The sequence below is a fragment of the Rhodococcus mengyinensis genome (assembly GCF_048381435.1).
Classification (GTDB): Bacteria; Actinomycetota; Actinomycetes; order Mycobacteriales; family Mycobacteriaceae; genus Rhodococcus_F; species Rhodococcus_F opacus_D.
This window is the reverse complement of sequence record NZ_JBLWIT010000049.1, coordinates 26,995-49,129: the sequence shown is the minus strand read 5'-3', so window position 1 is coordinate 49,129 and position 22,135 is coordinate 26,995. Positions and strand designations below refer to the sequence as shown.

Genomic DNA, 22,135 nt, shown 5'->3' with positions numbered 1-22,135 from the left:
GGGGTGGCGTGGGTCACAGTGTCACGGTTCATTCAACGTACCGGGGTGCCCGTGATCAATACGCACTCGGCGAAGGCACCGGCTACGTCTGCCTATGTGTCGGCAGAGTCGAGGAGCCACGCGTGCATTGGACTGCGCTATCCGACCGATAGCCGAACGCCCCTAGCCGGACCCCCGCGGATCGGGCATTCTCATCCCATGAGCCGCCTCGCCCAGACTTTCGATCCGACGAACACTCCGAGGTACGGAAGATAATCATCGGCAAGGTCGTACTACGCAGTTACGCACTGTAATTCGAAGGAGAAAGCCCGTGCAGCGTACGGTGTTCAACGAAGATCACGACGCGTTCCGGAAGACGATCCGCGACTTCATCGCCAAGGAAGTCGCCCCCGTCCACCACGAGTGGGAGGGCGAAGGGCATCCCCCGCGCGACTTCTACCGTCGTCTCGGGGAGCTCGGGGTACTCGGCATCCAGGTGCCGGAGGAGTTCGGCGGCGGCGGTGAGAAGAGTTTCAAGTTCGCGGCGGTGGTCGGCGAGGAGACGGCGGCCGCCGGAGTCACGTTCGGCAGCTACTCGGTGCACACCAACCTGATCCTGCCGTACCTGCTCGAGTACGCGAACGACGAGCAGAAGCAGCGGTGGCTCCCCGGATTCGCGTCCGGCGACATCATGTTCGCCATCGCGATGACCGAGCCGGGAACCGGTTCGGACCTCGCGAACATCGCGACGTCGGCCAAGCTGTCCGACGACGGGTCGCACTACGTCCTGAACGGCGCGAAGACGTTCATCACCGGTGGCGCGCTCGCCGACCGGATCCTCGTGGTGTGCCGCACCGCGCCCAGCACCCCCGAGGACCGCCGGGCCGGTCTCACCATCCTCGTCGTCGACACCACGTCCGAGGGTTTCGCGGTGGGTCGCAAGATCGAGAAGATCGGCCTGAAGGCCTCGGACACCGCCGAACTGTCCTTCACCGACGTCAAGGTGCCCGTGGCGGACCGACTCGGCGACGAAGGTGCCGGTTTCAGCTACCTCACCCACAACCTCGCCCAGGAACGCCTCTCCATCGCGCTCGGCGGGTCGGCGACCGCGGCCGCGGCGTTGCAGCACGCGATCGCGTACGTGAAGGAGCGCAAGGTGTTCGGCAAGCCCGTCGCGGCGTTCCAGAACACCAAGTTCGTGCTCGCCGAGTGCGCCACCGAGGTCGAGGCGATCCAGCTGATGGCCGACCGGGCGCTCGAACTGCACGACGCCGGCGAACTCACGGTGGCGGATGCCGCGAAGGCGAAGCTGTTCTGCACCGAGGCCGCGGGCCGGGTCATCGACAAGTGCCTGCAACTGCACGGCGGATACGGCTACATCCTCGAGTACCCCATCGCGCGCCTGTACGCGGACACCCGCGTCTCCCGCATCTACGGCGGCACGAGCGAGGTCATGAAGACGATCATCGCGAAGGATCTCGGCCTCTGACCCCACACGCCAACAGTATGGGCGTACTGTTTCAGGCGAGGAGGACTATATGTGGGATCCGAACAAGTACCTCGCCTTCGCGGACCATCGCGGGCGCCCGTTCTACGAGTTGCTGTCGCGAGTCGACGCGCGGTCACCGCGCCGCGTCGTCGACCTCGGCTGCGGCCCGGGAAACCTGACCGTCAGCCTGGCCGAACGTTGGCCGGACGCCGTCCTCGAGGCCTCCGACAGCTCACCCGAGATGGTCGAGGCCGCGCGTGAACGCGGCCTCGACGCCGGCAGGCAGGACGTGCGCGACTGGACGCCGAAGCCCGACACGGACGTCGTCGTCTCCAACGCCACCCTGCAGTGGGTGCCCGAACACCGGGAGTTGTTGCGTCGCTGGCCGGCTCAGCTGCCGTCGGGGGCGTGGATCGCAGTGCAGGTTCCCGGCAACTTCGACGCGCCCTCGCACGCAGTCGTCCGGGACCTCGCTTCGAGCGACCGATGGTCCCGGTTGCTGCCGGACGCGCCGTTCCGGGAAAGCAAGGTCGTCGACGATCCCACCGACTACGCCGGTCTACTCGCCGACGCCGGGTGCGCCGTCGATGCCTGGGAGACCACGTACGTGCAGCAGCTGACCGGGGAGAACCCGGTTCTGGAGTGGATCACCGGCACCGCGCTCCGCCCGGTCAAGGACGCCCTCTCGGCGCCGGAGTGGGACCGGTTCCGCGAAGAACTCGTCCCGCTCCTCGACGAGGCGTACCCCCGGCGACCGGACGGCAGCACATTCTTCCCGTTCCGGCGCATCTTCGTCGTCGCCCAGGTGCAGTGATAGACCGGCTCAGCCGTGGTGTCTGCGGTACGCCGCGGCCGCGCCGGGGTGCAGCGGCACCCCGGCGGTGACGATCAGCGACTGCCGGTCCAGGAACTGGCTGCCGGTCGCCTGATCCGGCACCAGTTCCGCCGCGTGGTCGATGAGCACCTCGACGATGGCGCCGGCGGCGCTGTCCGAGACGGCCGGGTCGGCGAGCAGCAGGTTCGCGAGACCGATCGTCGCGACCGACGCCTGCTGTCCGTACGTGCCGGGCGGAATCAGCACCGGCTCGTAGCGCGGGCCGAACTGCTCCCGCAGCAATTCCAGTTCGGCGGACAGGTCGAGTAGACGCAGCGGGATCCCGAGATTCGCGAACGACGGCGTGGGCACTCCGCCTGCCCACAGAACCGCGTCGACGGTGCCGTCACGCAGGGCCTGCCCCGCATCCGTCATCGACAGGTGCAGACGCGTCACGTCTCCCGGACCCGCCAGACCGAGCACCTCGAGGATCCGTTCGCCCGTCAGTTCCGCGCCGGAGCCTGTGGCACCCAGGCTGATTCGGGTACCTCTCAGTTGCGAGGTGTCCGAGATCCCGGAATCGGCGCGCACCGCGAGTTGCATGTAGTTCTCGTACACCTTGCCGATGGCGGTGAACCCGGCGCCGGCCTCGAGAGCCGCCACGGCGGCGTCGGCGAGGCTCAGGGCCAGTTCCGCGTCTCCGGATGCCAGCGCCGCCAGATTGTCCATCGACCCCGCGGTGCGGACCGGGACGATACTCACCGGCAGTGCGGCACGCTCCGCGGCCTGGGCCGTCAATTGGGCGAACTCCCAGAAGAATCCGCCCTCCTCTCCGGCTGCGAGTCGTAGCGGATCGCGGCCGCTGTCCGAGCACGCGGCGAGCAGCGAACCCGTGGCCGCGGTCGCACCCGCGGCGACGACGCCGCGTAGAAGTGCACGTCGGGTGATCACGGCGCCACCGCCGGAAGTGTCAACGTCACCCGGAGTCCGTGTGGCTGCTCCGCGGCGATCGTCAGCGCCCCACCGCCGCCCTCGACGAGCGCGGTCGCGATGGACAACCCGAGCCCGGTGCCCTGCTGCGCCGCGCCGGACCCGCGGAAGAAGCGTGACGACAGTTTGCCGATCTCGTCCTCGCTCACCCCCGCCCCGTCGTCGCTCACCCGGATCTCGATTCCCGTGGCCGACCGTCCCGTGTCGATCCGCACCGTCGAACCTCGACCGGCGTACGCGTGCGCGTTGCTGAGCAGGACGTCCAGGACCTGTGCCAGGTGACTGGACCGGAAGTCGGCGACCAGCGGTTCGGCCGGTTCCCGGAGCACGAGGTCCATCCCCGACTCCCCGAGGGCCTCCGTCCAGGCGTCGGCACGGTCCGCGAGGACGGCACCGACGTCGCATCCGCCGTGCCCGGACTCGTCCTCGGCGGCGTCGAAGTCAGCGGAGTCCGCGGGCGATTCGGCGACGGCGAGCGCCAGCAGTCCGTCGAGGATCCCGCCGAGCCGATCGACCTCCATCCCCGTGCGGCGGTACGTCTCGGCCCCGGCCTCGGAGACGTGTGGGCCGAGGGAGTCCAACCGGATGTGCAGGGCCGCGAGGGGGTTTCGGAGCTGATGGGCGGTGTCGGCGATCAGCTGCCGCTGCGCCTGACCGGACGCCTGGACGGCGCCCGACATGGTGTCGAACGCCTTCGCGAGTTCCTGGACCTCGGGTGGCCCGGTGTAGCTGCCGGATGGCCGCCCCGTGCTGTGCCGCGCCCGCGGACGCGGCGACGGGACGGCGTCGGTGAGGGCGCCGACCCTGGCGGTGAGCGCCCCGAGCGGACGAACGGTCCACCGGGACAGCGCGATCGCGACCGCGGTGACCGCCGCCAGCGCGACGAGCGCCCCCGCGACGATCACCACCCACGACGTCCGGATGGACTCCCGTGCGGCGCGGGTGGACACGTCCAGGACGACGGCACCGTCCACCTGCGCGCCCGTTCCGACGGGCACGGCCGACAGGACACGGTCCGCCGACCACGGTGTCAGCGAACCGCTGATCCCCTGCTTCTGATTGCGCAGTCCCGCCGTGACCGCCGCGGCGACGTCGGCGTCGTCCGGCGACAGTCCGGCTCCGGCGCGGAGGTTGCCTCTCGCGTCGACGATGAGGACGCCCTCGCCGTACAACTCGTGGTAGCGGGCCACCTCCTCCCGCAGCAGCGTGGTACTTCCGGGGGCCTGGGTCTGTCCGGCGAGGCTGGCGAAATGCGTCGCGTCCGCCTCCCTGCTCAGCCGCAGGGCCTGGGTTCTCCCGGCGCTGGTGGCCAGCGCCAGCGGGACGGCGAATCCCACCACCGCGACGGCCGCGAACACCAGCAGGACGGCGAGCACACGGCGGCGCACGTCAGGTGCCCCAGCGGTAGCCGTACCCGCGGATGGTCGAGATGAGCCCGGGCCGGCCCAGTTTCGCGCGCAACCCGGTCATGTGCACGTCGAGGGTGCGCGAGATGGCCACGTACGCGTCGCCCCACACCGCATCCATCAGTTGCTGGCGGCTCACGGCGGCACCGGGACGGGTGACGAGCACCTCGAGAAGCTCGAACTCCTTGGCCGTCAACGCCACCGGAGCGCCGCCGACCTCCACCTCGCGTGCCGCCAGATCGACCACCACATCACCCTCGGTGACCGTCTGCGCGGCCGAGGCCGCGGTCGCGCGGCGACGCTGGGTCACGACGTCGAGCCGCGCCAGCAATTCCGCGAGCCGCGCCGGCTTGACGAGGTAGTCGTCCGCCCCGCCCCGCAGTCCCCGCACCACCGACCGTTCGTCGTCGCGGGCGGTGAGGATCACCACCGGAACGTCGCTGACGGCCCGCAGCTGCCGGAGCACCTGCAGGCCGTCCGCGTCGGGGAGACCGAGGTCGAGGATCACCGCGTCCATACCGCGATGGCCGAGAAGAAGATCGGAACCGCGGCGCATGCGCACCGCCTCGTGGCCGTGGGTGGCCAATGCTTCCACGAGTGCGTCGCCGACTCCGTCGTCGTCCTCGACCACCGCGATCTGCACTTCTCTTCCCTTCGATCAGCTCCGTGAGTCGACCAGTTCGACGTCGTCGTCCGGGGTGTCCTCCCGGCTGGTCGTCCGGTCGAGCGGCGAACCGTCCGAAGTCTCACGCATGAAGAAGTAGACGACGAGCGAGATCGCGATGCACCCGGTCACGTAGTAGAAGAATAGCGATTCGTGGCCGGCCCGCTTCAGGGCGAGGGCGACGGTCTCGACCGTTCCGCCGAAGATCGCCAGCGTGAGCGCGTACGGCAGCCCGACCCCGAGCGCGCGAACCTTGGTCGGGAACAGCTCGGTCTTCACGATCGCGTTCACCGACGTGTACCCGGTGACGACGATCAGTCCCAGCATCATCAGGCCGAACGCGACCAGGGGGTTCGTCGTCTTCCCGAGCACCGTCATCAAGGGCACGGTGAGCACGGTTCCGCCGATCCCGAAGAAGATGAGCAGCTTCCGGCGACCGATGCGGTCGGACAGTGCGCCGCCGATCGGCTGCAACACGATGAACACCAGCAGGGCCGCGAAGTTGATCCACGCCACCGTGTCCTTGGAGATGCCGGACGTATTGATCATGTACTTCTGCATGTACGTGGTGTACGTGTAGAACGCCACACAACCACCGAGCGTCAGGGCGCACACCAGCAGGCACTCGCGGGGGTACTGCAGCAGCATCCGGAGCGAACCTTCCTTCGGCCCACCGTCCGAGGAGTCTGCGTCACGCTTCGCCTCCACCTCGTCGGTGAACGCCTCCGACTCGTCCATCGTGCGACGGAGCCACATCACCGCGACGGCACCGGCGGCGCCGATCAGGAACGGGATCCGCCAGCCCCACGACTGCATGGCCTCCGCAGGCAACGTCAGTTGCAGGATGATCTGCACACCCAGTGCGATCAGCTGCCCGGCGACGAGCGTGACGTACTGGAAGCTCGAGTAGAACCCGCGCCTGCCGGGCGACGCGACCTCGGCCAGGTACGTGGCGCTGGTGGCGTACTCGCCGCCGACCGACAGCCCCTGCAGCATCCGGGCGATCACCAGAAGGACCGGTGCCACGAGCCCGATGCTCGCGTAGGACGGCGTGACGGCGATGACGAGCGAACCCGCCGCCATCACGGTCACCGACAGGGTGAGCGCCGATCGGCGTCCGTGCCGGTCGGCGTACCGTCCCATGATCCAGCCGCCGATCGGCCGCATCAGGAATCCGACCGCGAAAACGGCTGCCGTGGAAAGCAGCTGCGCGGTGGTGTCGCCTTCCGGGAAGAACTCCTTCGCGAAGTACACACTGAACGCCGCGTAGACGTACCAGTCGTACCATTCGATCAGGTTGCCGACCGAACCTTTCAAAACATTGCCGATGACTCGGCGCTCACCCGTCGATGTGGTGCTCACGCGGGACTCCTCTCGATGCCCTGGATCTCTGCGTTCACACCACAGTGGGTCACGTCACATCGATACGGAAGGGCCGCGGAGCCTTCCTAACACTCCCTTAGGGAAGAGCCCCCGTGAGTACTTGTTAACCGCGGGCGGTTAACAAGTACTCACGGCTGGGGTGTCCTCGCCGAGCCGCGGCGGCGCGCTGCGGTAGCTCGCCGGGGTGGCGCTGAGCCGGATCGGGTTCGCCACCTGACGTACGGGCCGGTCCCTGCGGGGGTCGTCGATCTCGACCACCGGATTCAGCCCGAGCCGCTCGGCGAGCGCCACTGCGTCGGCGATGTCGTTGAGCGGGCCGCACGGGACACCCTGCGCCGTCAGCTTCTCGAACCACTCGTCCGCCGAGCCCGCGGACAGCGCCGCGGTGATGTCCCGGACCAGTTGCTCGCGGTGCGCCACCCGTTGCGTGTTGGTCGCGTACCGCTCGTCGCCGGCGAGTTCGGGCACACCGAGAACCTCGACGAGAGAGGCGAACTGACGGTTGTTCCCCACCGCCAGCACCAGCGGACGGTCGCCGGTCCGGAAGACCTCGTACGGCGCGATGCTGGGGTGCCGGTTGCCCATCGCCTGCGGGACGACACCGGCGCCCACATACCCCGACGTCTGGTTCGCGAGGGCGGACAGCAGCGACGACAGCAGGTTCACCTCGACCCGCTGCCCCTCCCCGGTGCGATCGCGGTGGCGCAGCGCCGCCAGGATCCCGACCGCGGCGTGCAGTCCGGTGATGATGTCGACGACGGCCACCCCGACCTTCGTCGGAACGCCAGGTTCGGGACCGGTGATGCTCATCAACCCGCCGACGGCCTGGATGAGCAGGTCGTACCCGGGCAGGTTGTTCTCGCCGCCGAACCCGGTGACGGAGCAGTAGACCACGTCGGGATTGATCTCCCGCACGGCGTCGTAGCCGAGCCCGAGCCGGTCCATCGTGCCGGGAAGGAAGTTCTCCACCACCACGTCCGCCCGGGCGGCCAGTTCCCGCGCCTGCTGCAGGTCGGCGGGGTCGCGCAGATCCCAGGCGAAGGACCGCTTGTTGCGGTTGACGGACTGGAAGTAGGTGGATTCGTCGCCCACCCACGGCGGCCCCCACTGCCGGGTGTCGTCCCCGACGCCTGCGCGCTCGATCTTGACGACGTCGGCACCGAGGTCGGCGAGCAGCATCGTGGCGTACGGCCCGGCGAGCACCCGCCCGAAGTCGGCGATCAGCAGGCCATCCAGGGATGCACTTCTCACCGGAACGCTGCCTCGCCCGTCAGCGCCTTGCCGATCACGAGCTGGTGGACCTCGGACGTTCCCTCGTAGGTGAGCACGGACTCGAGGTTGTTGGCGTGGCGGATCACGGGGTATTCCAGCGTGATTCCGTTGGCGCCGAGGATGGTGCGGCACTCGCGGGCGATGGCGATGGCCTCGCGGACGTTGTTCAGCTTGCCCGTGCTGACCTGCTCGGGACGTGCCACGCCGCGATCCTTGAGACGTCCGAGGTGGTACGCCAGCAGGTGGCCCTTGCCGACCTCGAGGGCCATGTCGGCAATCTTGACCTGCGTGATCTGGTAGGCGGCGAGCGACTTGTCGAAGACCTGACGGTCCTGCGCGTAGGAGATGGCGGATTCGAGGCAGTCGCGGGCGGCGCCCATCGCACCGAAGATGATGCCGAACCGGGCCTCGTTGAGGCAGCCGAGCGGACCGGACAGTCCCTTGGCCTCCGGCAGCATCGCGGATTCGGGCAGCCGGACGTCCTCGAGCACGAGCTCCGAGGTGACGGACGCCCGCAGCGACATCTTGTGCTTGATCTCGGGCGCCGAGAAGCCGGGGGTGTCGGTGGGCACGACGAATCCGCGGATGCCGTCGTCGGTGCGCGCCCACACGACGGCGACGTCGGCGACGGACCCGTTGGTGATCCACATCTTGGTGCCGTTGAGGATCCAGTCGTCACCGTCCCGCTTTGCGCCCGTGCGCATGCCGGCGGGGTTGGAGCCGAAGTCGGGCTCGGTCAGTCCGAAGCAGCCGATCGCCTTGCCCGCGGCCATCCGGGGCAGCCATTCCTGCTTCTGGTCTTCGCTGCCGTAGTGGTGGATCGCGTACATGGCCAGCGAGCCCTGGACGGACACGAGGCTGCGGATTCCGGAGTCGACGGCCTCGAGTTCCAGGCAGGCCAGGCCGTACGCGGTGGCGCTCATGCCGGCGCAGCCGTATCCCTCGAGGTGCATACCGAGCACGCCGAGTTCGCCCAGCCCTTCCGCCAGTTCACGCACGGGCAGTGCCGCCGCTTCGAACCATTCGCCGATGTGGGGCCGGATCTTCTCGTCCGCGAATCGGCGCACGGTGTCGCGGATCGCGATCTCCTCGGTGTCGAGCAGCGAGTCGAGGGCGAACAGCTGGGACAGGGACTGCGAGTCGGACATTGTTCCTCCACGGGGCCGGTGGGGCTGATGTGCAAACGTTCGCGAGAACGATTGCACGAACGATTTCGTCACGTAGACTAAGGCGCGTTCCGGCAGCCGTCAACCACGACACCCGCCGGCCCCCGTCCCCGAGCGCGAGGATTGCCCGTGAACCAGCCGGACCGCCCGACACGCACCTCCGGGCGTCCGCCTACCCTCCGCGAGATCGCCGAACGCGCCGGCGTCCACGTGTCGACGGCATCCCGGGTGCTCCGGCAGCCCGAACCCGCCGACGGCTGGTCCGAGGCCGCGCTGCGGGTTCGCGAGGTGGCGGTGGAACTCGGCTACCAGCCCAACCTGTGGGCCGCGAGCCTGCGGACGCGCAAGACCACCACCCTCGGCGTCGTCATGCCGCGACTCACCGACGGCGTGGTCGCGACGATGTTCCAGGGCATCGAGGAGACGGCCACGCAGGCCGGCTACTCGGTGCTGCTGTCGAGCCCGCCTGACGACCTCGACGCCCAGCGCCGCGCCATCGAGTTCCTCGTCAGCAGGCAGGTGGACGGCCTGCTGCTCAGCAGCCTGCACAGTCCCGGCCGCGAATTCGTCGACTCACTGTCGGTGGGGGCTTTGCCGATGCTGCAGCTCAACCGGCACGCCGACGTCGGTCTGCCGTTCGTGTCCGGCGACGACCACCGGGGCGGCTACCTCGCCGGACGCCATCTCCTCGACCGCGGCTTCACCGAGGTCGCCGTCATCACAGGCCCCGACCATGCGAGCACCTCCCGCGACCGCCTCGCCGGATTCCGCGCCGCACTGGCCGAGAACGGCATCGAACTCCGCCCGGATCGCGTCGTCCGCTCCGACTTCGACGTGTCCGGCGGTGTCGCCGCGGCCACCGTTCTCCTCGAGTCGGATTCGCGTCCCGAGGCGATCTTCACCGTCAGCGACACCATCGCGATCGGCGTCCTCGGCGTCGCCCGCGACCTCGGGCTGCGGATCCCCGACGACCTCGCGCTCGTCGGGTACAACGACATTCCGGTGGTCGCCCAGCTGCCGGTGCCGCTGACGACCGTCCGCTCACCCGCGCGCCTGATCGGCGCGACGGGTGTGCGTCATCTCCTGTCGATCATCGCGGGCAACGACGTGGAATCGGTGAAACTCCCGGTCGAGCTGATCGAGCGGGCGTCGACCAGGATTTAGTCAGAGCGTGGCCCGCAGTTCGCGTTTGAGCAGCTTCCCGCTCTGGTTGCGGGGCAGTTCGTCCACGAACACCACCTGCTTGGGCACCTTGAACGGCGCGATGCGCTCCTTGACGTGGGCGATCAACCCGTCCGGCGTCACGCCGGCCGCGTTCTCCCGCAACACCACGACCGCGGTGATCGCCTCGATCCACTTGTCGTCCGGCGTCCCGATGACCGCGACCTCGGCCACGTCCGGATGCGTGTAGACCGCGTCCTCGACCTCCCGCGACGCCACCAGGATGCCGCCGGTGTTGATGACGTCCTTGATGCGGTCGACGACGGTGATGTACCCCTCCGGGTCCCGCGTCACCAGATCCCCCGAGTGGAACCAGCCGTCGCGGAACGCCTCCGCGGTGGCGTCGGGGTTGTCCCAGTACCCCAGGCACAGCTGGGGCGAACGGTAGAGCACCTCACCGGGCGTGCCGTCCGGAACGTCGTTGCCGTCCGGATCCACCACCCGCGTTTCGACGAAGAACACGGCCTTGCCGCACGACGACGGCCGCTCCTCGTGTTCCTCGGGCTGCAGCACCGTGGCGAGCGGACCGATCTCGGACTGTCCGAAGCAATTGTAGAACCCGAGGTCGGGGTAGCGTTCGCGCAGCCTGTTCAGCACCGTCACGGGCATGATCGACGCGCCGTACTGCGCCTTCTTCAGCGACGACAGGTCGCGGGTCCCGAGATCCGGATGTCCGGCGAGCGGCACCCACACCGTCGGCGCCAGGAACAGCGAGCCGATGCGATCCGCCTCGATGCGCCGCAGGATCTCCGGGATGTCCGGGGTCTGCATCAGATTCACCGAGGCGCCCACCGACAGGTACGGCATCATGAAGACGTGCATGCCCGCCGAGTGGTACAGCGGCATGCAAATCAGCGGATTGTCACCGTCGCTCAGCGCGAGGGCGATCATGGAAGACACGTACTCGTGCACGAGAGCGCCGTGAGTCATCATGGCGCCCTTCGGCTTCGACGTCGTCCCGGATGTGTACAGCAACTGCGCCAGATCGGTGGACGCGACCGGCACCGCGAGCACGGGGACGTCGCCGGAGCCGCTGTGGGCGAGAAGCGAGTCTTCGGCGTCGCGCAGGGGAATCACGTGGCGCAGTTCGAGGGCGCCGCGGGCCGAGTCGAGCGTGCCCCTCAGCGCCGGATCGACCAGCACGGCGGCGCTCCCGGACTGCGACACCAGATAGGTCAGCTCGTCACCCTTGAGCGCATAGTTGACGGGGACGTGCACGAGACCTGCACGCGCGCAGGCCAGGAACCCGATCGTGTACGCGTCCGAGTTGGTGCCGTACGCGGCCACCCGCTCACCGGCCGACAGTCCGAGCGACTGCAGGTAGGCGGCCGCTCGGCTGACCGCGTCGTCGAGTTCACGGTACGTCCACGTGCGGTCCTCGAACGTCAGTGCCCTGCGGTCGGGGAACTTGGCGGCCGAGCGCCGCAGCACTCCGTCGACGGTATCGGTACGCGCATCCAGACTCATGCACGAAGGTTATAGGACGTCCAAGTACCTTGCCGGAGGTTTCGGCTACCGCCCTGCAGGCACCAGCATCGGCTCGTGCATGTCGTAGTACGAAACGTCGCCCATCAACCGCCCCTCTTCCTCGAACAACGACCTCAGGTCGTCCGGGATCTCGACCTTCTCGTGCTCGCGGGCCTCCGATTCCGAGGTGAAGTACACCGCCTCGACATACCCGCCGTCGCCGTACGTGCACAACGTTCCGCCGAGGATCTCCGGGCGCAGCTGATGAACCTGGGGTTCGGCCTGTTCCAGCAGCTCCCGCATCCGACTCGCGTCGGAGGTGTGCCCCTCCATGACCTGAACGAATGTCGCGTCGTCCGAGCCACCACCCATCCACTCCATCACGTCCGGGCAGTCCATGAACGACACGGCACCCTCGAAGCACCGCTCGGTTTCCGCCCACCACGCGCCCTGCTCCGGACGCTCGCTGTTACGCCGGGCGGCTTCGGCCGATTCGAACCGCGCGAGGGCGATGAACGTTCCGTCGTCGCACAATCCTTGGGTGCAGCCCAGGAAGCCCGTCGCTCCCGGTCGCACGTCCTCCGTCCAGCGGTCCATGCACCGGCGTAGGCCGGCCTCGTCGGACACCTTTCCTTGAATAACCTGGATGAACATCGATAGTCACCTCCCGCGGGACGGTCGCCCCGCAGTGAGAACGATCTCGGTGACCGACCCGTCGCGGTCCACCGTCAGCGGGCACCGACGGCCCGCGGCCGCAGCCACTGCACACTTGATCCTTCGCCGGTTCGCTGGACCGCGCAATGCAGGTAGCGTGCGCTATTTTCCCTGCCAGTGCGGAGTGCGCTTGTCGACGAAAGCCTGCATGCCCTCCTGGGCGTCGCATGTGATCGCGTTGGTGGCCATCGTCTCCGCCATCGCCACGTAGGCCTCGCCTTGGGGAAGCTCGATCTGCCGGTAGAACGCCTGCTTGCCGATCTTCACGGTGAGCGGGCTGGCCGTCGTGATCTTCGCGGCGAGAGCCCTGGTCTGCACGTCGAGTTCCTCGGGTGGCACGACCAGGTTCACCAGCCCCCAGTCCGCGGCGGTCTCCGCCCCGATCGTCTCCCCGGTGAGCAGCATCTGCAGGGCGCGCTTACGTCCGATCGCGCGGCTGAGGGCCACCATCGGGGTGGAGCAGAACAGGCCGATCTTCACCCCCGGCGTCCCGAACACGGCGTTCGACGACGCGACGACCAGGTCGCAGGACGCCGCGAGCTGACAGCCCGCCGCGACCGCCGCGCCCTGAACGGACGCGATGACCGGTTGGGGAATGTCCTGCACGGTCTGCATCATCTCGACACAGGTGTCGAAGATGGCCTGCTCGTCCTCGAGTGTGCGGCCGATCATCTCCTTCAGGTCGTGGCCTGCGGAGAACACCGGTCCTGCAGCCCTGATGACGACGACGCGGGTGGTGTCGTCGTCGCCCAGCTTCCGGAGCGCCGCGGTGACGTCCCGCATGGCCTCGGACGACAGCGGATTGCGCTGTTCGGGGCGGTTCAGGGTGAGGAACGCGACGCCGGTGTCCGGCTCGGCAGTGGTCTCGACGAAGTTCTCGGTCATGACTACTGCCTACCACCCGTGAGTACTTATCAACCGCCCGCGGTTAACAAGTACTCACGGGCGGAGCAATGCGGGCCCGCACCTCACCGAAGCCGATGCGGGTGCCGTTCGGGCCCGGGGCGGTGGCGGAGATGGCGATCTCGTCGCCGTCCTCGAGGAACGTGCGCTTCTCGTCCCCGACGACGACAGGTTCCTGCCCACCCCAGGTCAGCTCGATGAACGCACCACGCTGATCCTTCTCGGGTCCGGAGATGGTGCCCGACGCAAACAGGTCGCCCGTGCTGGCGGCGGCGCCGTTGATCGTGGTGTGTGCGAGCATCTGCGCCGGCGACCAGTACATCCGCGCATACGGCGGACGCGACACGACGTGTCCGTTCCATTCGACGGCCAGGTCGATGTCCAGGCCCCACTTCTCCTCGCCGCGCAGGTACGGCAGCGGCTGCGGATCCTGCGTCGGGGTGTCGATGCGGGCCGCCTCGAGCGCGTCGAGCGGAACCACCCACGGGGAAATCGACGTCGCGAAGCTCTTCCCGAGGAACGGGCCGAGCGGCACGTACTCCCAGGCCTGGATGTCGCGGGCGGACCAGTCGTTCACGACGACCGCCCCGAACACATACTCCGCGAACTGATCCGGGGTGATCGTCTCCCCCAGCTTCGTCGGGACACCGACGAGGAAGCCCATCTCGGCCTCGATGTCGAGGCGGCGGGACGGCCCGAAGTCGGGGGCGTCCTGAGCCGGGGTCTTGCGCTGCCCGCAGGGCCGGATGACGTCCGTGCCGGACACGATGACGGTGCTCGACCGCCCGTGGTATCCAACCGGCAGGTGCTTCCAGTTGGGCATCAGCGGCTCGGAGTCGGGGCGGAACAGTCGCCCGAGATTCGTGGCGTGGTACTCGGAGGCGTAGAAGTCGACGTAGTCGGCGACGGCAACCGGCAGGTGCATCGTCACGTCCTCGACGGCGAACACCGCGGTGTCGGCGACGTCGCCCTGCACGAGTTCGGTGATCTGCCTGCGGACCTCGGTCCAGCGGGCCCGGCCCTGCGCCATGAAGGCGTTGAGGGTGGGCTGTGCGAAGACGTCGTCACCCAGTGCGGCGGCGAGATCCACGACGGAATCTCCCACCCGCACTCCGACCCGTGGGGTCGAGTCGGCGGTCGAGAACACGCCGTACGGCAGGTTCTCGATTCCGAAGAGGGAATCTGCGGGGATGTCGAGGACGGTCATGCGTGGGCTCCTTGATCTGCGGAGGCGAGGACGGAAGACGGCACGAGGTGCAGTGCGACGAGATCCTCGAGGGGTTCGAGGATGCTGCACGTGCCGAAGGATCGGAAGGCGGTGCGAACGGCGCCGACGACGTCGGCCGGGAGGTCGCGCAGCTCGCGGGCGAGCGGTGTGCCGTCACGTCCGGCGAGGGTGGCGGCCACCTCGTCGACGCCGGCGCCGCCGAGTGCGTGCCGGGTGGCGAGCAGCACGTTGAGGAAACCGTGCTGTTCGAATCCCGTGTGCGGATCGGTGTTGCGGACGGCGTGGTGCAGTCCGGCGGTGGCCTTGAACGGGATTCCCGACGCGATGACGGTGTGCAGCGCAGCGGCGAGTTCGGTCTCGTCCGGGTAGGCCTCGGCGACCACGCCACCCGTGCGGAACTTCGCCGCGAACGGGCCGCCGGTCAGTGCGGCGAGGAAGTCGGGCCGGCGCTCGCCACGCGGCACCTCCACGAACACGTCGAGCCCGGCGGTCAGCGCCTCGACGGCGTCCATCGCAGCGAAGAACTCCGCGGCCGTCTGGTCTGCGGGCACCGCGATCTCGAGTGCCACCGCGGTGGCACCGTCGATCTGCGCGAGGCGGTCGAGTGCGGGTTCGAGCGTGGCCGGACCGCCGGGCAGCGTCAGGCTCAGTTCGAGCGCACCGGGGGTCAATTCGCCCAGCCGGGCGACCGGAAAGACGAAGGGACCGACCAGATCCGCGTACGGCGCCGACAAATGTCCGGCGTGCGCGGGCAGGGCGTCGGGCAGGGGTGCGTTTCCGGGCGGGAAGAGGGCGGCGTCGTCGCAGAGACCGGCGAAGAGGGCGGAGATCACGGCGTCGGCCCCCGCCCTGCCCACGTCCACGCGTAGCCCGAGTCCTCGCACGCCACGGCACCCTCGCCGAGTTCGAGCGGGCGGAACGTGTCGACCATGACGGCGAGTTCGTCGAAGAACTCGGCCCCGATGCTGCGTTCGTACGCGCCGGGCTGCGGACCGTGCGCATGTCCGCCGGGATGAATCGAGATCGAGCCCTGGCCGATGCCGGAACCCTTGCGCGCCTCGTAGTCTCCGCCGACGTAGAACATGATCTCGTCGGAGTCGACGTTCGAGTGGTAGTACGGCACCGGAATCGACAGCGGGTGGTAGTCGACCTTGCGGGGCACAAAATTGCAGATGACGAAGTTGTTGCCCTCGAACGCCTGGTGCGCCGGCGGCGGCTGGTGCACGCGCCCGGTGATGGGCTCGTAGTCGGAGATGTTGAACGTGTAGGGGTAGAGGCACCCGTCCCAGCCCACGACGTCGAAGGGATGGTGCGGGTACACCATTCGCGTGCCGACGATCCCGTGCGACGTCCGATGCTTGACGAGCACCTCCACGTCGGTGCCCTCGACCTGCAGCGTGTCGGACGGCCCGTGCAGGTCGCGCTCGCAGTAGGGCGCGTTCTCGAGCAGCTGACCGAACCGGGACAGGTAACGCTTCGGCGGGACGATGTGACTGTTGGCCTCCATCGCGTAGGCACGCAACGGTTCCGGTCCCCGCGGGATCCAGCGGTGGGTGGTCGACATCGGAATGAGAACGTAGTCGCCCTGCTTCGCCTCGAGCGCGCCGAACACGGTTTCGACGGTGGCGGCACCGGATTCGACGTAGACCATCTCGTCGCCGATCGCGTTGCGGTACAGCGGCGACTCCTTGGCGGCGACCACGTAGGAGATGCGGACGTCCGCGTTGCCGAGGATCAACCGGCGTCCGGTGACCACGTCGGTGTCGGCCCAGACCGTGTCCGGGAACAGGTCGTGCAACTTGAGGTGGCGCGGCTTGAGCGGATGATTGGGTGTCGTGCTCTGGTCGGGCAGCTCCCACACGGTGGCATCGACGATCGCCGACGGGATGTGGCGGTGGTAGAGCAGTGAGGAGTCGGAGGAGAACCCCTCTTCTCCCATCAATTCCTCGAAGTAGAGCTGACCGTTGTCGTCACGGTGCTGGGTGTGCCGCTTTGGCGGGATGTTGCCCACGTGCCGATAGAACGCCATGACCGGCCTCCCTAGAAGTGCGTGTCCGTAGTAGTAAACACATTAACTAAATTACGGGCGTGATGGCAAGCACAGATTTCCCGGGAGGCACAGCAGGGGTCAGTTACGCCCGCGGACGTCGAACTGGCTGCGGTTGGTGATCAGCTTGTCCAGCAGCATGACGAGAATGCGCTGCTCCGGTTCGGTGAGAACACTCGCCCAGGCATGTTCCCGCTCGTTCTGCTCACGGTAGATCTCACCGATCTCGCTCCGGCCCTTCTCGGTGAGCGACAACTGGACGGACCGGCCGTCCCGCTCGTCCGGGGTCCGTTCCATCAGACCACCACCGACCAGCGTCTTCGTCAAATTCGAGACGGCAGCCCTACTCATACCGGTGAGCTTGGCCGCCGTCTTCGACTCGACGGGTCCGGCCAGCCACGTCACGAACATCAGCCGGAACGCCGACCACGACAGGCCGCGCGGGCGGTGAATCGACGACTCCAGGTCGTACGTCACCACGTTCGACGCGCGGTTCAACGTCAGGAGGACTTGGGTGGCGAGTTCGTGCGTCGAGCCGTATTCCGTGCTCAGGCGCCGGTTCGCCAGTTCGATGAACGACCAGAAGTCGAGGCTGTCCGGTACCTCGACGGGCACCGGCGCTGCGTCATCGGTCATGGGGGAACCCTATCGCGAGCTGGTGGCGGGCCCAGTGCCCGCCACCTCCGCTTTTAGTATATCTATGAACTATATGCCTTCGGCCTGTGAGTACTTATTAACGCCCGGCCGTTAATAAGTACTCACGGGCGCGTCAGCGCTCGTAGCCCTTCCGCATGTCGTCGACGATGCGCGGGCGGTCGAGGGTGGAGGGCTCGAGTTCGCGGCGGGGACGGTCGCGCGGGAAGATCGCGGACGCGGCGAGGGTCGGCTCGTCGAGGAAGCGCAGTTCGGGGACGTCGCGGGGTAGGCGCAGGGCCGGCGGTTCGGGTCCCCGCCGGGCGAGGACGTAACCCCAGTCCCCGAAACTCGGCACCAGCACGTGATACGGCGTGACGGCCAGGCCCGCGGACGCGACCGTCGACGTGGTGCGCCAGTACGCGTCCGGCGTCGAATAGGGGCTTCCCGACTGCACCACCATCAGTCCGCCGGGATTCAGGGCGGCGGCGGCGAGACCGTAGAACTCGGTGGAGTACAGGCGGCCGAGCGCCGGGGTGTCCGGGTCAGGGAGGTCCACGATGACGGCGTCGAAACCCGAATCGGGTGCGTCGCGTAGCCACCGGAACGCGTCGTCGAGGACGACGTGCACGCGCGGGTCCTGCAGTGCTCCCTGATTCAGCCCGGACAGCCGGGTGTTCGCGAGTTCGACGACCGCAGGGTCGAGCTCCACCTGCACGATCTCCTCGACCCCGGGCAGTCGCAGGACCTCCCGGGCGGCGAGGCCGTCGCCCCCGCCGAGGATCAGCACCCGTTTCGGGTCGGCGGCCATCGCGGGGTACACCAGCGATTCGGTGTACCGATGTTCGTCGATGCTGGAGAACTGGAGGTCGCCGTCGAGGAAGAGCCGCACGTCTCCCCCGCGCTCGGTGACCACGATCTCCTGGTACTGCGACCTTTCCGCGGCGACCACCGGGTCGGTGTAGAGCCGTTGCCGCGACGTGGTCTCGATGCCGTCGGCGCGCACCAGCAGCACCGCGATGCACGCGGCGGCGACGAGCATTGCCACGACGGCGAGCAACCGGGTGCGCAGGCTCAGCTGCCACCGCAGCAGGATCAGCGCCACCACCGCGGCGGCAACGAGGTTGATGATGCCGGTGATGGCGGCGCCGCGGATCATCCCGGCGATCGGCAGCAGGACGAACGGCCAGAGCAGGCCACCGACCAGGGCGCCTGCGTAGTCGGCGGCGTTGAGGTTCGCCAGCACTTTTCCGGTGCTCTCGGCGTCGGTGTCGCTGCGGCCCGACTGCAGCAGCGTCATCAGCAGCGGCACCTCGGCGCCCACCAGCACACCGATCAGTGCGGTGGCGAGCACCAGAACGATTGCGCTGGAACCGAAGAACGTGAACGTCACGTACAGCGTCACCGCGCTGAACCCGCCGACGAGGCCGAGGACGATCTCGACGACCACGAACGACGCGGCCGCGGTGGAGAGCAGCGGCTTGGCGGCGAGGGCCCCCACTCCGAGTGCGGCCACGAAACCCGCAACGATCAGCGACGTCTGGGTGATCCCGCCGCCGGTCAGACTGACCGACAGTGTCAGCAGTGCCAGTTCGTAGATCAGCCCGCACGCCGCACAGGCTGCCACCGCGGCGAGCAGGAACGCCCTTGCCCGCCCGCCGAGCGCGCGGGTGGTGGAGATATTCGGCTCTGCCGCGGTGGTCGTCACGAGATCAGGTGAGTGCGGCGGCGTTCACGAGGCCGATGGCGAAGAGGCTCGCACCGACCGCCCATGCGGCACCGCACATCTGCGGGTTCCCGACCAGACCGACGAGTTGTCCCGGCAGCAGCAGATTCATCAGGCGCAGCGCGATGACCTGCAGCAGCACACCGAAGAGGCCGTAGACCGCGGAGTCGGCGAGCCCCTGCGCGAATCCGTCGGAGCTGGTGAGGATCGCCGTGACCACGACGACGGCGAGGGCGAGATGGTTCGACGCCAGCAGGATTGCCGCGTTGGGGTTCTTGTCGACGTACACCTGGTGCCGGAGATTGCCGGGGGTGGCGAGGTCGAGTACCGCGAAGCCGACTCCGAGGACGGCGATGCCGATGACGAAGTACGCCAGGGTGCCGAGCATGCCGACGGCGAGCAGCCCGACGTCGACGCTGCCGATTTCCGTTGCTGCCGCCGTGTAGGTGGTGTTCACGCGCTTCTCCCCAGTCGAGTGTTCTCTGTCATTTCGCGCTCCCGGATCCGCCGCTGCCGCTGGCGCCGCCTGCCGGTGAACCGGGGTTGAAACCGGGCCCCAGATAGGCGAACCCGCCACTCCTGTACCGGCCGTCGATGTCTTCGACGCGGACGAGGCTGCCGCCACCCGGCCCAGCGCTGACCGTGACGATGTCGTCGTCGTAGCGCAGGTATTCGCTGCCGCCGTCGGCCTTCCGCGCCGCCGGGTCCTCTTCGGCGACGATGTTCGAGACGGTCGTCCCCACGGGGTCGTTCGACGTGTACGTCTTCGCGTCGCCCGCGGTGTTCTGCAGGGCGTAGGTGTCGGCGATGTAGTCGCGGACGCCGCCGCCGCACGCGGTCGCGGCCAACACCAGGAGCAGCATCGGGACGAGCCGCACGCGCGCACTGAACCGGCTCACGGCTGCCACCTGCTTCGAGTTTTCACGATCACCCCGCCTTTGTCTCCTGGGTACAGATGCCAGGTCTGCCAGACCCATCCGCCCGAATCTTTGGCCGCCGTGAGCGCGGTCAGCGCGGTGTGGTCACCGGGGAACGCCCCGCAGATCCACCCGTCCACCTCGGTGGCCTGGCGCCGCAGCCAGTCGGCGGTCTGCTCGAGGTGGGTGCGGTCGACGGTGTCGGTGGTCGAGTCGAACCGGTACCCGCTCGCGCTGTCGGATACGGGCAACGGCCTGCCGCCTGCCTGGACCGCGTCGCACGAGACCTGTTCGGTGATTCGGCTGCCCGCCGCGGACGCCGTCACCGCGTGCGACGCCCCGAGAACCGCGAGTGTCACTCGGTCGTCACCGTGCGTGATGGTGAGTTCGGCCAGCGGGCACGGCGTTTCAGCGTTCACGACGAGACCGAGTGCCTCGGCCGTCACATCGCGCGACTCGATGTCGAGGACGTGCAGTGTCACTGCGGCGGACCGGAATGGATCACGGTGAGTTCACCCCGCGTGACGGCGCGGCCCGTGGAGACCTCCCACGACTGCGTCCGCGCCCAGCGCTCGAAGGACAGCAGGCCGGTCTTGTCGGCCGTCTCGTAGTCGGCGTAGTCGACGATGCCCTGGGGTGCGGTTCCGGTGGTGCCTTCCGCGGTGAACGAGGCGGTGCCGCGCTCGATCTGCCGGTGCACCCTGTCGTCGAGGATCACGTCACCGTTCGGTTCGAGCCCCGTGCCCTCGCGGCGCATCCACAGCGTCATGTCGAGGTTGCCCTCGTCGTTCTCGACGGTCAGCCATCGCTGACCGGTGGACCCGTCGAGGAGGTGTTCGTGCCAGATGTATCCCTCTTCGTCGAGGGTGATGGTGCCGCGCACGACGTGATCGATTCCGGCGTACGTGATGATGTCGCCGACTCCGATCTTGTACGGGTCGTAGACCTCCGGGTAGTCGGCGAGCGGATCGACCCTGGCAGCAGGAGTGGTCTTCTTCCCGGTCCGATTCCGCAGGATCAGCACGATGCCCACGATCACGACGACGATCAGCAGCAGTAACAGCAGCGTGGTCAACAGTCTCTCCTGGTCAGCGGCTCCGGCACGGGAGGCCAGTGCCCGGCCCCCACCGCTCAGTCACCTTACTGTGCGCCGCGCACCCACACACCTGGCGATTGCAGAGCCTGGTAGCAAAGGCTAGCCTAACCGAACGCGCGAGCGGTGGAGCGGAGCGCTGTCGTTCACCGAAATTCGTGCGGCATACGCCCAGACGTCGACAAGACCGACAGTGAGGAACCATATGGCCATCCCGCCCATTTCGACCTACACGATCCCGGCGATCCGGGAGGTCCCCGAATCGAAGGTGTCCTGGCGGCTCGACCCCCGGCGTTCCGCACTGCTGGTCCACGACATGCAGAACTACTTCATCGACGCGTACGACGTGCGTGCGGAGCCGATGTCGACTGCGATGGCGAACATGGTCCGGATCCGCGAACTGTGCTCGGAAGCCGGGATTCCCGTGATCTACACGATGCAGCCGGGCGACCAGCACCCGTCGCGTCGCGGCATCCTCGCCGACTTCTGGGGCCCGGGATTGACGTCGGGTCGGGACACCGAGGTGGTCGAGCCGCTCGCCCCCCGCGAGGGCGACATCCAGGTGACCAAATGGCGATACTCGGCCTTCCAGCGCACCGACCTCCGGCAGTTGCTCGGCCACCACGGCCGCGACCAGCTGATCGTGACGGGCGTCTACGCGCATATGGGCTGCATGCTGAGTGCCGCCGAGGCGTTCATGTCGGACGTGCAGCCGTTCCTGGTCTCCGACGCGACCGCGGATTTCAGCCGTGACGAGCACCTCATGGCGCTCACCTATGCGGCGAAGCGCTGCGGTTCGGTGACCACCACGGATGCGCTGGTCTCCGCGTTCTCCCCGCTCGAAGTCTGCTGAGTCGACCCGAAGCCCACACTCCGGCGCAGCGCTTCGTTCCGAAGCTGCGCCGGGTGTGCTCGGCAGTCGGATGACCACAATCAATGTGGTTAGGCTAACCTGACACGCTGAGTAGCTGAAAGCCCGGAATCCCCACGCCCGAAAGCCGAAAGCATCAGGAGTGCCTGTTA

General features: G+C 68.1%; 22 protein-coding genes. 4 read left to right on the top strand and 18 right to left on the bottom strand.

Going from position 1 to position 22,135, the window contains the following annotated elements; all coding sequences use genetic code 11:
* The first annotated feature begins 310 nt into the window (after positions 1-310).
* Together ACNJ7E_RS09060 and ACNJ7E_RS09055 are read left to right on the top strand one after the other, a co-directional pair.
* The gene (locus ACNJ7E_RS09060) at positions 311-1,468 is read left to right on the top strand and encodes an acyl-CoA dehydrogenase family protein (RefSeq protein WP_280780387.1); all 1,158 of its coding nucleotides are present in this window, start codon (positions 311-313) and stop codon (positions 1,466-1,468) included.
* Positions 1,469-1,517: 49 nt separating this feature from the next.
* On the top strand, positions 1,518-2,282 hold the full coding sequence (locus ACNJ7E_RS09055; RefSeq protein ID WP_418339654.1) for a trans-aconitate 2-methyltransferase: 765 nt from the start codon (positions 1,518-1,520) through the stop codon (positions 2,280-2,282).
* 9 nt (positions 2,283-2,291) lie between these two features.
* On the opposite strand, the gene ACNJ7E_RS09050 is transcribed toward ACNJ7E_RS09055, so the two are convergent.
* The 6 genes from ACNJ7E_RS09050 to ACNJ7E_RS09025 form a co-directional block, all read right to left on the bottom strand.
* On the bottom strand, positions 2,292-3,233 hold the full coding sequence (locus ACNJ7E_RS09050) for a TAXI family TRAP transporter solute-binding subunit (RefSeq protein WP_418339653.1): 942 nt from the start codon (positions 3,231-3,233) through the stop codon (positions 2,292-2,294).
* Positions 3,230-4,660, bottom strand: a complete 1,431-nt coding sequence (locus ACNJ7E_RS09045; RefSeq protein ID WP_418339652.1) for a sensor histidine kinase — start codon at positions 4,658-4,660, stop codon at positions 3,230-3,232. The genes ACNJ7E_RS09050 and ACNJ7E_RS09045 overlap by 4 nt, the downstream gene beginning before the upstream one ends.
* 1 nt (position 4,661) lies before the next feature.
* Positions 4,662-5,321, bottom strand: coding sequence for a response regulator transcription factor (locus ACNJ7E_RS09040; RefSeq protein ID WP_009474969.1), 660 nt, complete (start codon positions 5,319-5,321; stop codon positions 4,662-4,664).
* A gap of 15 nt (positions 5,322-5,336) precedes the next feature.
* Entirely contained in the window at positions 5,337-6,704 is a 1,368-nt protein-coding gene (locus ACNJ7E_RS09035; protein ID WP_418339651.1) for an MFS transporter, read from the bottom strand.
* Between the two features lie 138 nt (positions 6,705-6,842).
* A complete protein-coding gene (locus tag ACNJ7E_RS09030) occupies positions 6,843-7,976 on the bottom strand; it encodes a CaiB/BaiF CoA transferase family protein (RefSeq protein ID WP_280780392.1) in 1,134 nt (377 codons plus the stop codon).
* Positions 7,973-9,145, bottom strand: a complete 1,173-nt coding sequence (locus ACNJ7E_RS09025; RefSeq protein WP_418339650.1) for an acyl-CoA dehydrogenase family protein — start codon at positions 9,143-9,145, stop codon at positions 7,973-7,975. Before ACNJ7E_RS09025 ends, ACNJ7E_RS09030 begins: the two co-directional genes overlap by 4 nt.
* A 147-nt stretch (positions 9,146-9,292) precedes the next feature.
* On the opposite strand from ACNJ7E_RS09025, the gene ACNJ7E_RS09020 reads away from it, so the two are divergent.
* On the top strand, positions 9,293-10,327 hold the full coding sequence (locus tag ACNJ7E_RS09020; RefSeq protein WP_280780394.1) for a LacI family DNA-binding transcriptional regulator: 1,035 nt from the start codon (positions 9,293-9,295) through the stop codon (positions 10,325-10,327).
* Here ACNJ7E_RS09020 and ACNJ7E_RS09015 read toward each other — a convergent pair whose 3' ends face one another.
* The 12 genes from ACNJ7E_RS09015 to ACNJ7E_RS08960 all read right to left on the bottom strand — a co-directional run bounded on the left by ACNJ7E_RS09015 (position 10,328) and on the right by ACNJ7E_RS08960 (position 21,094).
* On the bottom strand, positions 10,328-11,851 hold the full coding sequence (locus ACNJ7E_RS09015; RefSeq protein WP_418339649.1) for an acyl-CoA synthetase: 1,524 nt from the start codon (positions 11,849-11,851) through the stop codon (positions 10,328-10,330).
* Between the two features lie 45 nt (positions 11,852-11,896).
* A complete protein-coding gene (locus ACNJ7E_RS09010) occupies positions 11,897-12,505 on the bottom strand; it encodes a hypothetical protein (protein WP_007296521.1) in 609 nt (202 codons plus the stop codon).
* 162 nt (positions 12,506-12,667) lie between these two features.
* Positions 12,668-13,450 (bottom strand): enoyl-CoA hydratase, encoded by a 783-nt coding sequence (locus tag ACNJ7E_RS09005; protein WP_280780397.1) that lies wholly within the window; start codon positions 13,448-13,450, stop codon positions 12,668-12,670.
* 43 nt (positions 13,451-13,493) lie between these two features.
* The gene (fahA, locus tag ACNJ7E_RS09000; RefSeq protein WP_418339648.1) at positions 13,494-14,675 is read right to left on the bottom strand and encodes a fumarylacetoacetase; all 1,182 of its coding nucleotides are present in this window, start codon (positions 14,673-14,675) and stop codon (positions 13,494-13,496) included.
* Positions 14,672-15,529: a hypothetical protein gene (locus ACNJ7E_RS08995; protein WP_283353310.1), complete on the bottom strand. Its 858-nt coding sequence runs from the start codon at positions 15,527-15,529 to the stop codon at positions 14,672-14,674. Before ACNJ7E_RS08995 ends, fahA begins: the two co-directional genes overlap by 4 nt.
* Positions 15,526-16,725, bottom strand: a complete 1,200-nt coding sequence (locus tag ACNJ7E_RS08990) for a homogentisate 1,2-dioxygenase (RefSeq protein ID WP_418339647.1) — start codon at positions 16,723-16,725, stop codon at positions 15,526-15,528. Before ACNJ7E_RS08990 ends, ACNJ7E_RS08995 begins: the two co-directional genes overlap by 4 nt.
* A gap of 99 nt (positions 16,726-16,824) precedes the next feature.
* Positions 16,825-17,379: a MarR family winged helix-turn-helix transcriptional regulator gene (locus tag ACNJ7E_RS08985; RefSeq protein WP_280780400.1), complete on the bottom strand. Its 555-nt coding sequence runs from the start codon at positions 17,377-17,379 to the stop codon at positions 16,825-16,827.
* A 133-nt stretch (positions 17,380-17,512) separates the two neighbouring features.
* Complete coding sequence (locus ACNJ7E_RS08980) at positions 17,513-19,084, bottom strand: polyamine aminopropyltransferase (RefSeq protein WP_283353252.1); 1,572 nt, start codon at positions 19,082-19,084, stop codon at positions 17,513-17,515.
* A 4-nt stretch (positions 19,085-19,088) separates the two neighbouring features.
* On the bottom strand, positions 19,089-19,559 hold the full coding sequence (locus ACNJ7E_RS08975) for a DUF350 domain-containing protein (protein ID WP_005251488.1): 471 nt from the start codon (positions 19,557-19,559) through the stop codon (positions 19,089-19,091).
* Between the two features lie 28 nt (positions 19,560-19,587).
* Positions 19,588-20,010: a DUF4247 domain-containing protein gene (locus ACNJ7E_RS08970; protein WP_105423344.1), complete on the bottom strand. Its 423-nt coding sequence runs from the start codon at positions 20,008-20,010 to the stop codon at positions 19,588-19,590.
* Entirely contained in the window at positions 19,998-20,501 is a 504-nt protein-coding gene (locus tag ACNJ7E_RS08965; RefSeq protein WP_418339646.1) for a DUF2617 family protein, read from the bottom strand. Before ACNJ7E_RS08965 ends, ACNJ7E_RS08970 begins: the two co-directional genes overlap by 13 nt.
* On the bottom strand, positions 20,498-21,094 hold the full coding sequence (locus ACNJ7E_RS08960) for a DUF4178 domain-containing protein (RefSeq protein ID WP_280780402.1): 597 nt from the start codon (positions 21,092-21,094) through the stop codon (positions 20,498-20,500). The genes ACNJ7E_RS08965 and ACNJ7E_RS08960 overlap by 4 nt, the downstream gene beginning before the upstream one ends.
* Positions 21,095-21,317: 223 nt before the next feature.
* Here ACNJ7E_RS08960 and ACNJ7E_RS08955 point away from each other — a divergent pair, with 223 nt between their 5' ends.
* Positions 21,318-21,965 (top strand): isochorismatase family protein, encoded by a 648-nt coding sequence (locus tag ACNJ7E_RS08955; protein WP_418339645.1) that lies wholly within the window; start codon positions 21,318-21,320, stop codon positions 21,963-21,965.
* Positions 21,966-22,135: the final 170 nt, after the last annotated feature.

Excerpts from the sequence above, each read along its gene's own strand:
- ACNJ7E_RS09055 (WP_418339654.1), top strand. The coding sequence starts at position 1,518 with ATGTGGGATCCGAACAAGTACCTCGCCTTCGCGGACCATCGCGGGCGC.
- ACNJ7E_RS09025 (WP_418339650.1), bottom strand. The coding sequence starts at position 9,145 with ATGTCCGACTCGCAGTCCCTGTCCCAGCTGTTCGCCCTCGACTCGCTG.
- ACNJ7E_RS09015 (WP_418339649.1), bottom strand. The coding sequence starts at position 11,851 with ATGAGTCTGGATGCGCGTACCGATACCGTCGACGGAGTGCTGCGGCGC.
- ACNJ7E_RS09010 (WP_007296521.1), bottom strand. The coding sequence starts at position 12,505 with ATGTTCATCCAGGTTATTCAAGGAAAGGTGTCCGACGAGGCCGGCCTA.
- ACNJ7E_RS09005 (WP_280780397.1), bottom strand. The coding sequence starts at position 13,450 with ATGACCGAGAACTTCGTCGAGACCACTGCCGAGCCGGACACCGGCGTC.
- fahA (WP_418339648.1), bottom strand. The coding sequence starts at position 14,675 with ATGACCGTCCTCGACATCCCCGCAGATTCCCTCTTCGGAATCGAGAAC.
- ACNJ7E_RS08990 (WP_418339647.1), bottom strand. The coding sequence starts at position 16,725 with ATGGCGTTCTATCGGCACGTGGGCAACATCCCGCCAAAGCGGCACACC.
- ACNJ7E_RS08985 (WP_280780400.1), bottom strand. The coding sequence starts at position 17,379 with ATGACCGATGACGCAGCGCCGGTGCCCGTCGAGGTACCGGACAGCCTC.
- ACNJ7E_RS08955 (WP_418339645.1), top strand. The coding sequence starts at position 21,318 with ATGGCCATCCCGCCCATTTCGACCTACACGATCCCGGCGATCCGGGAG.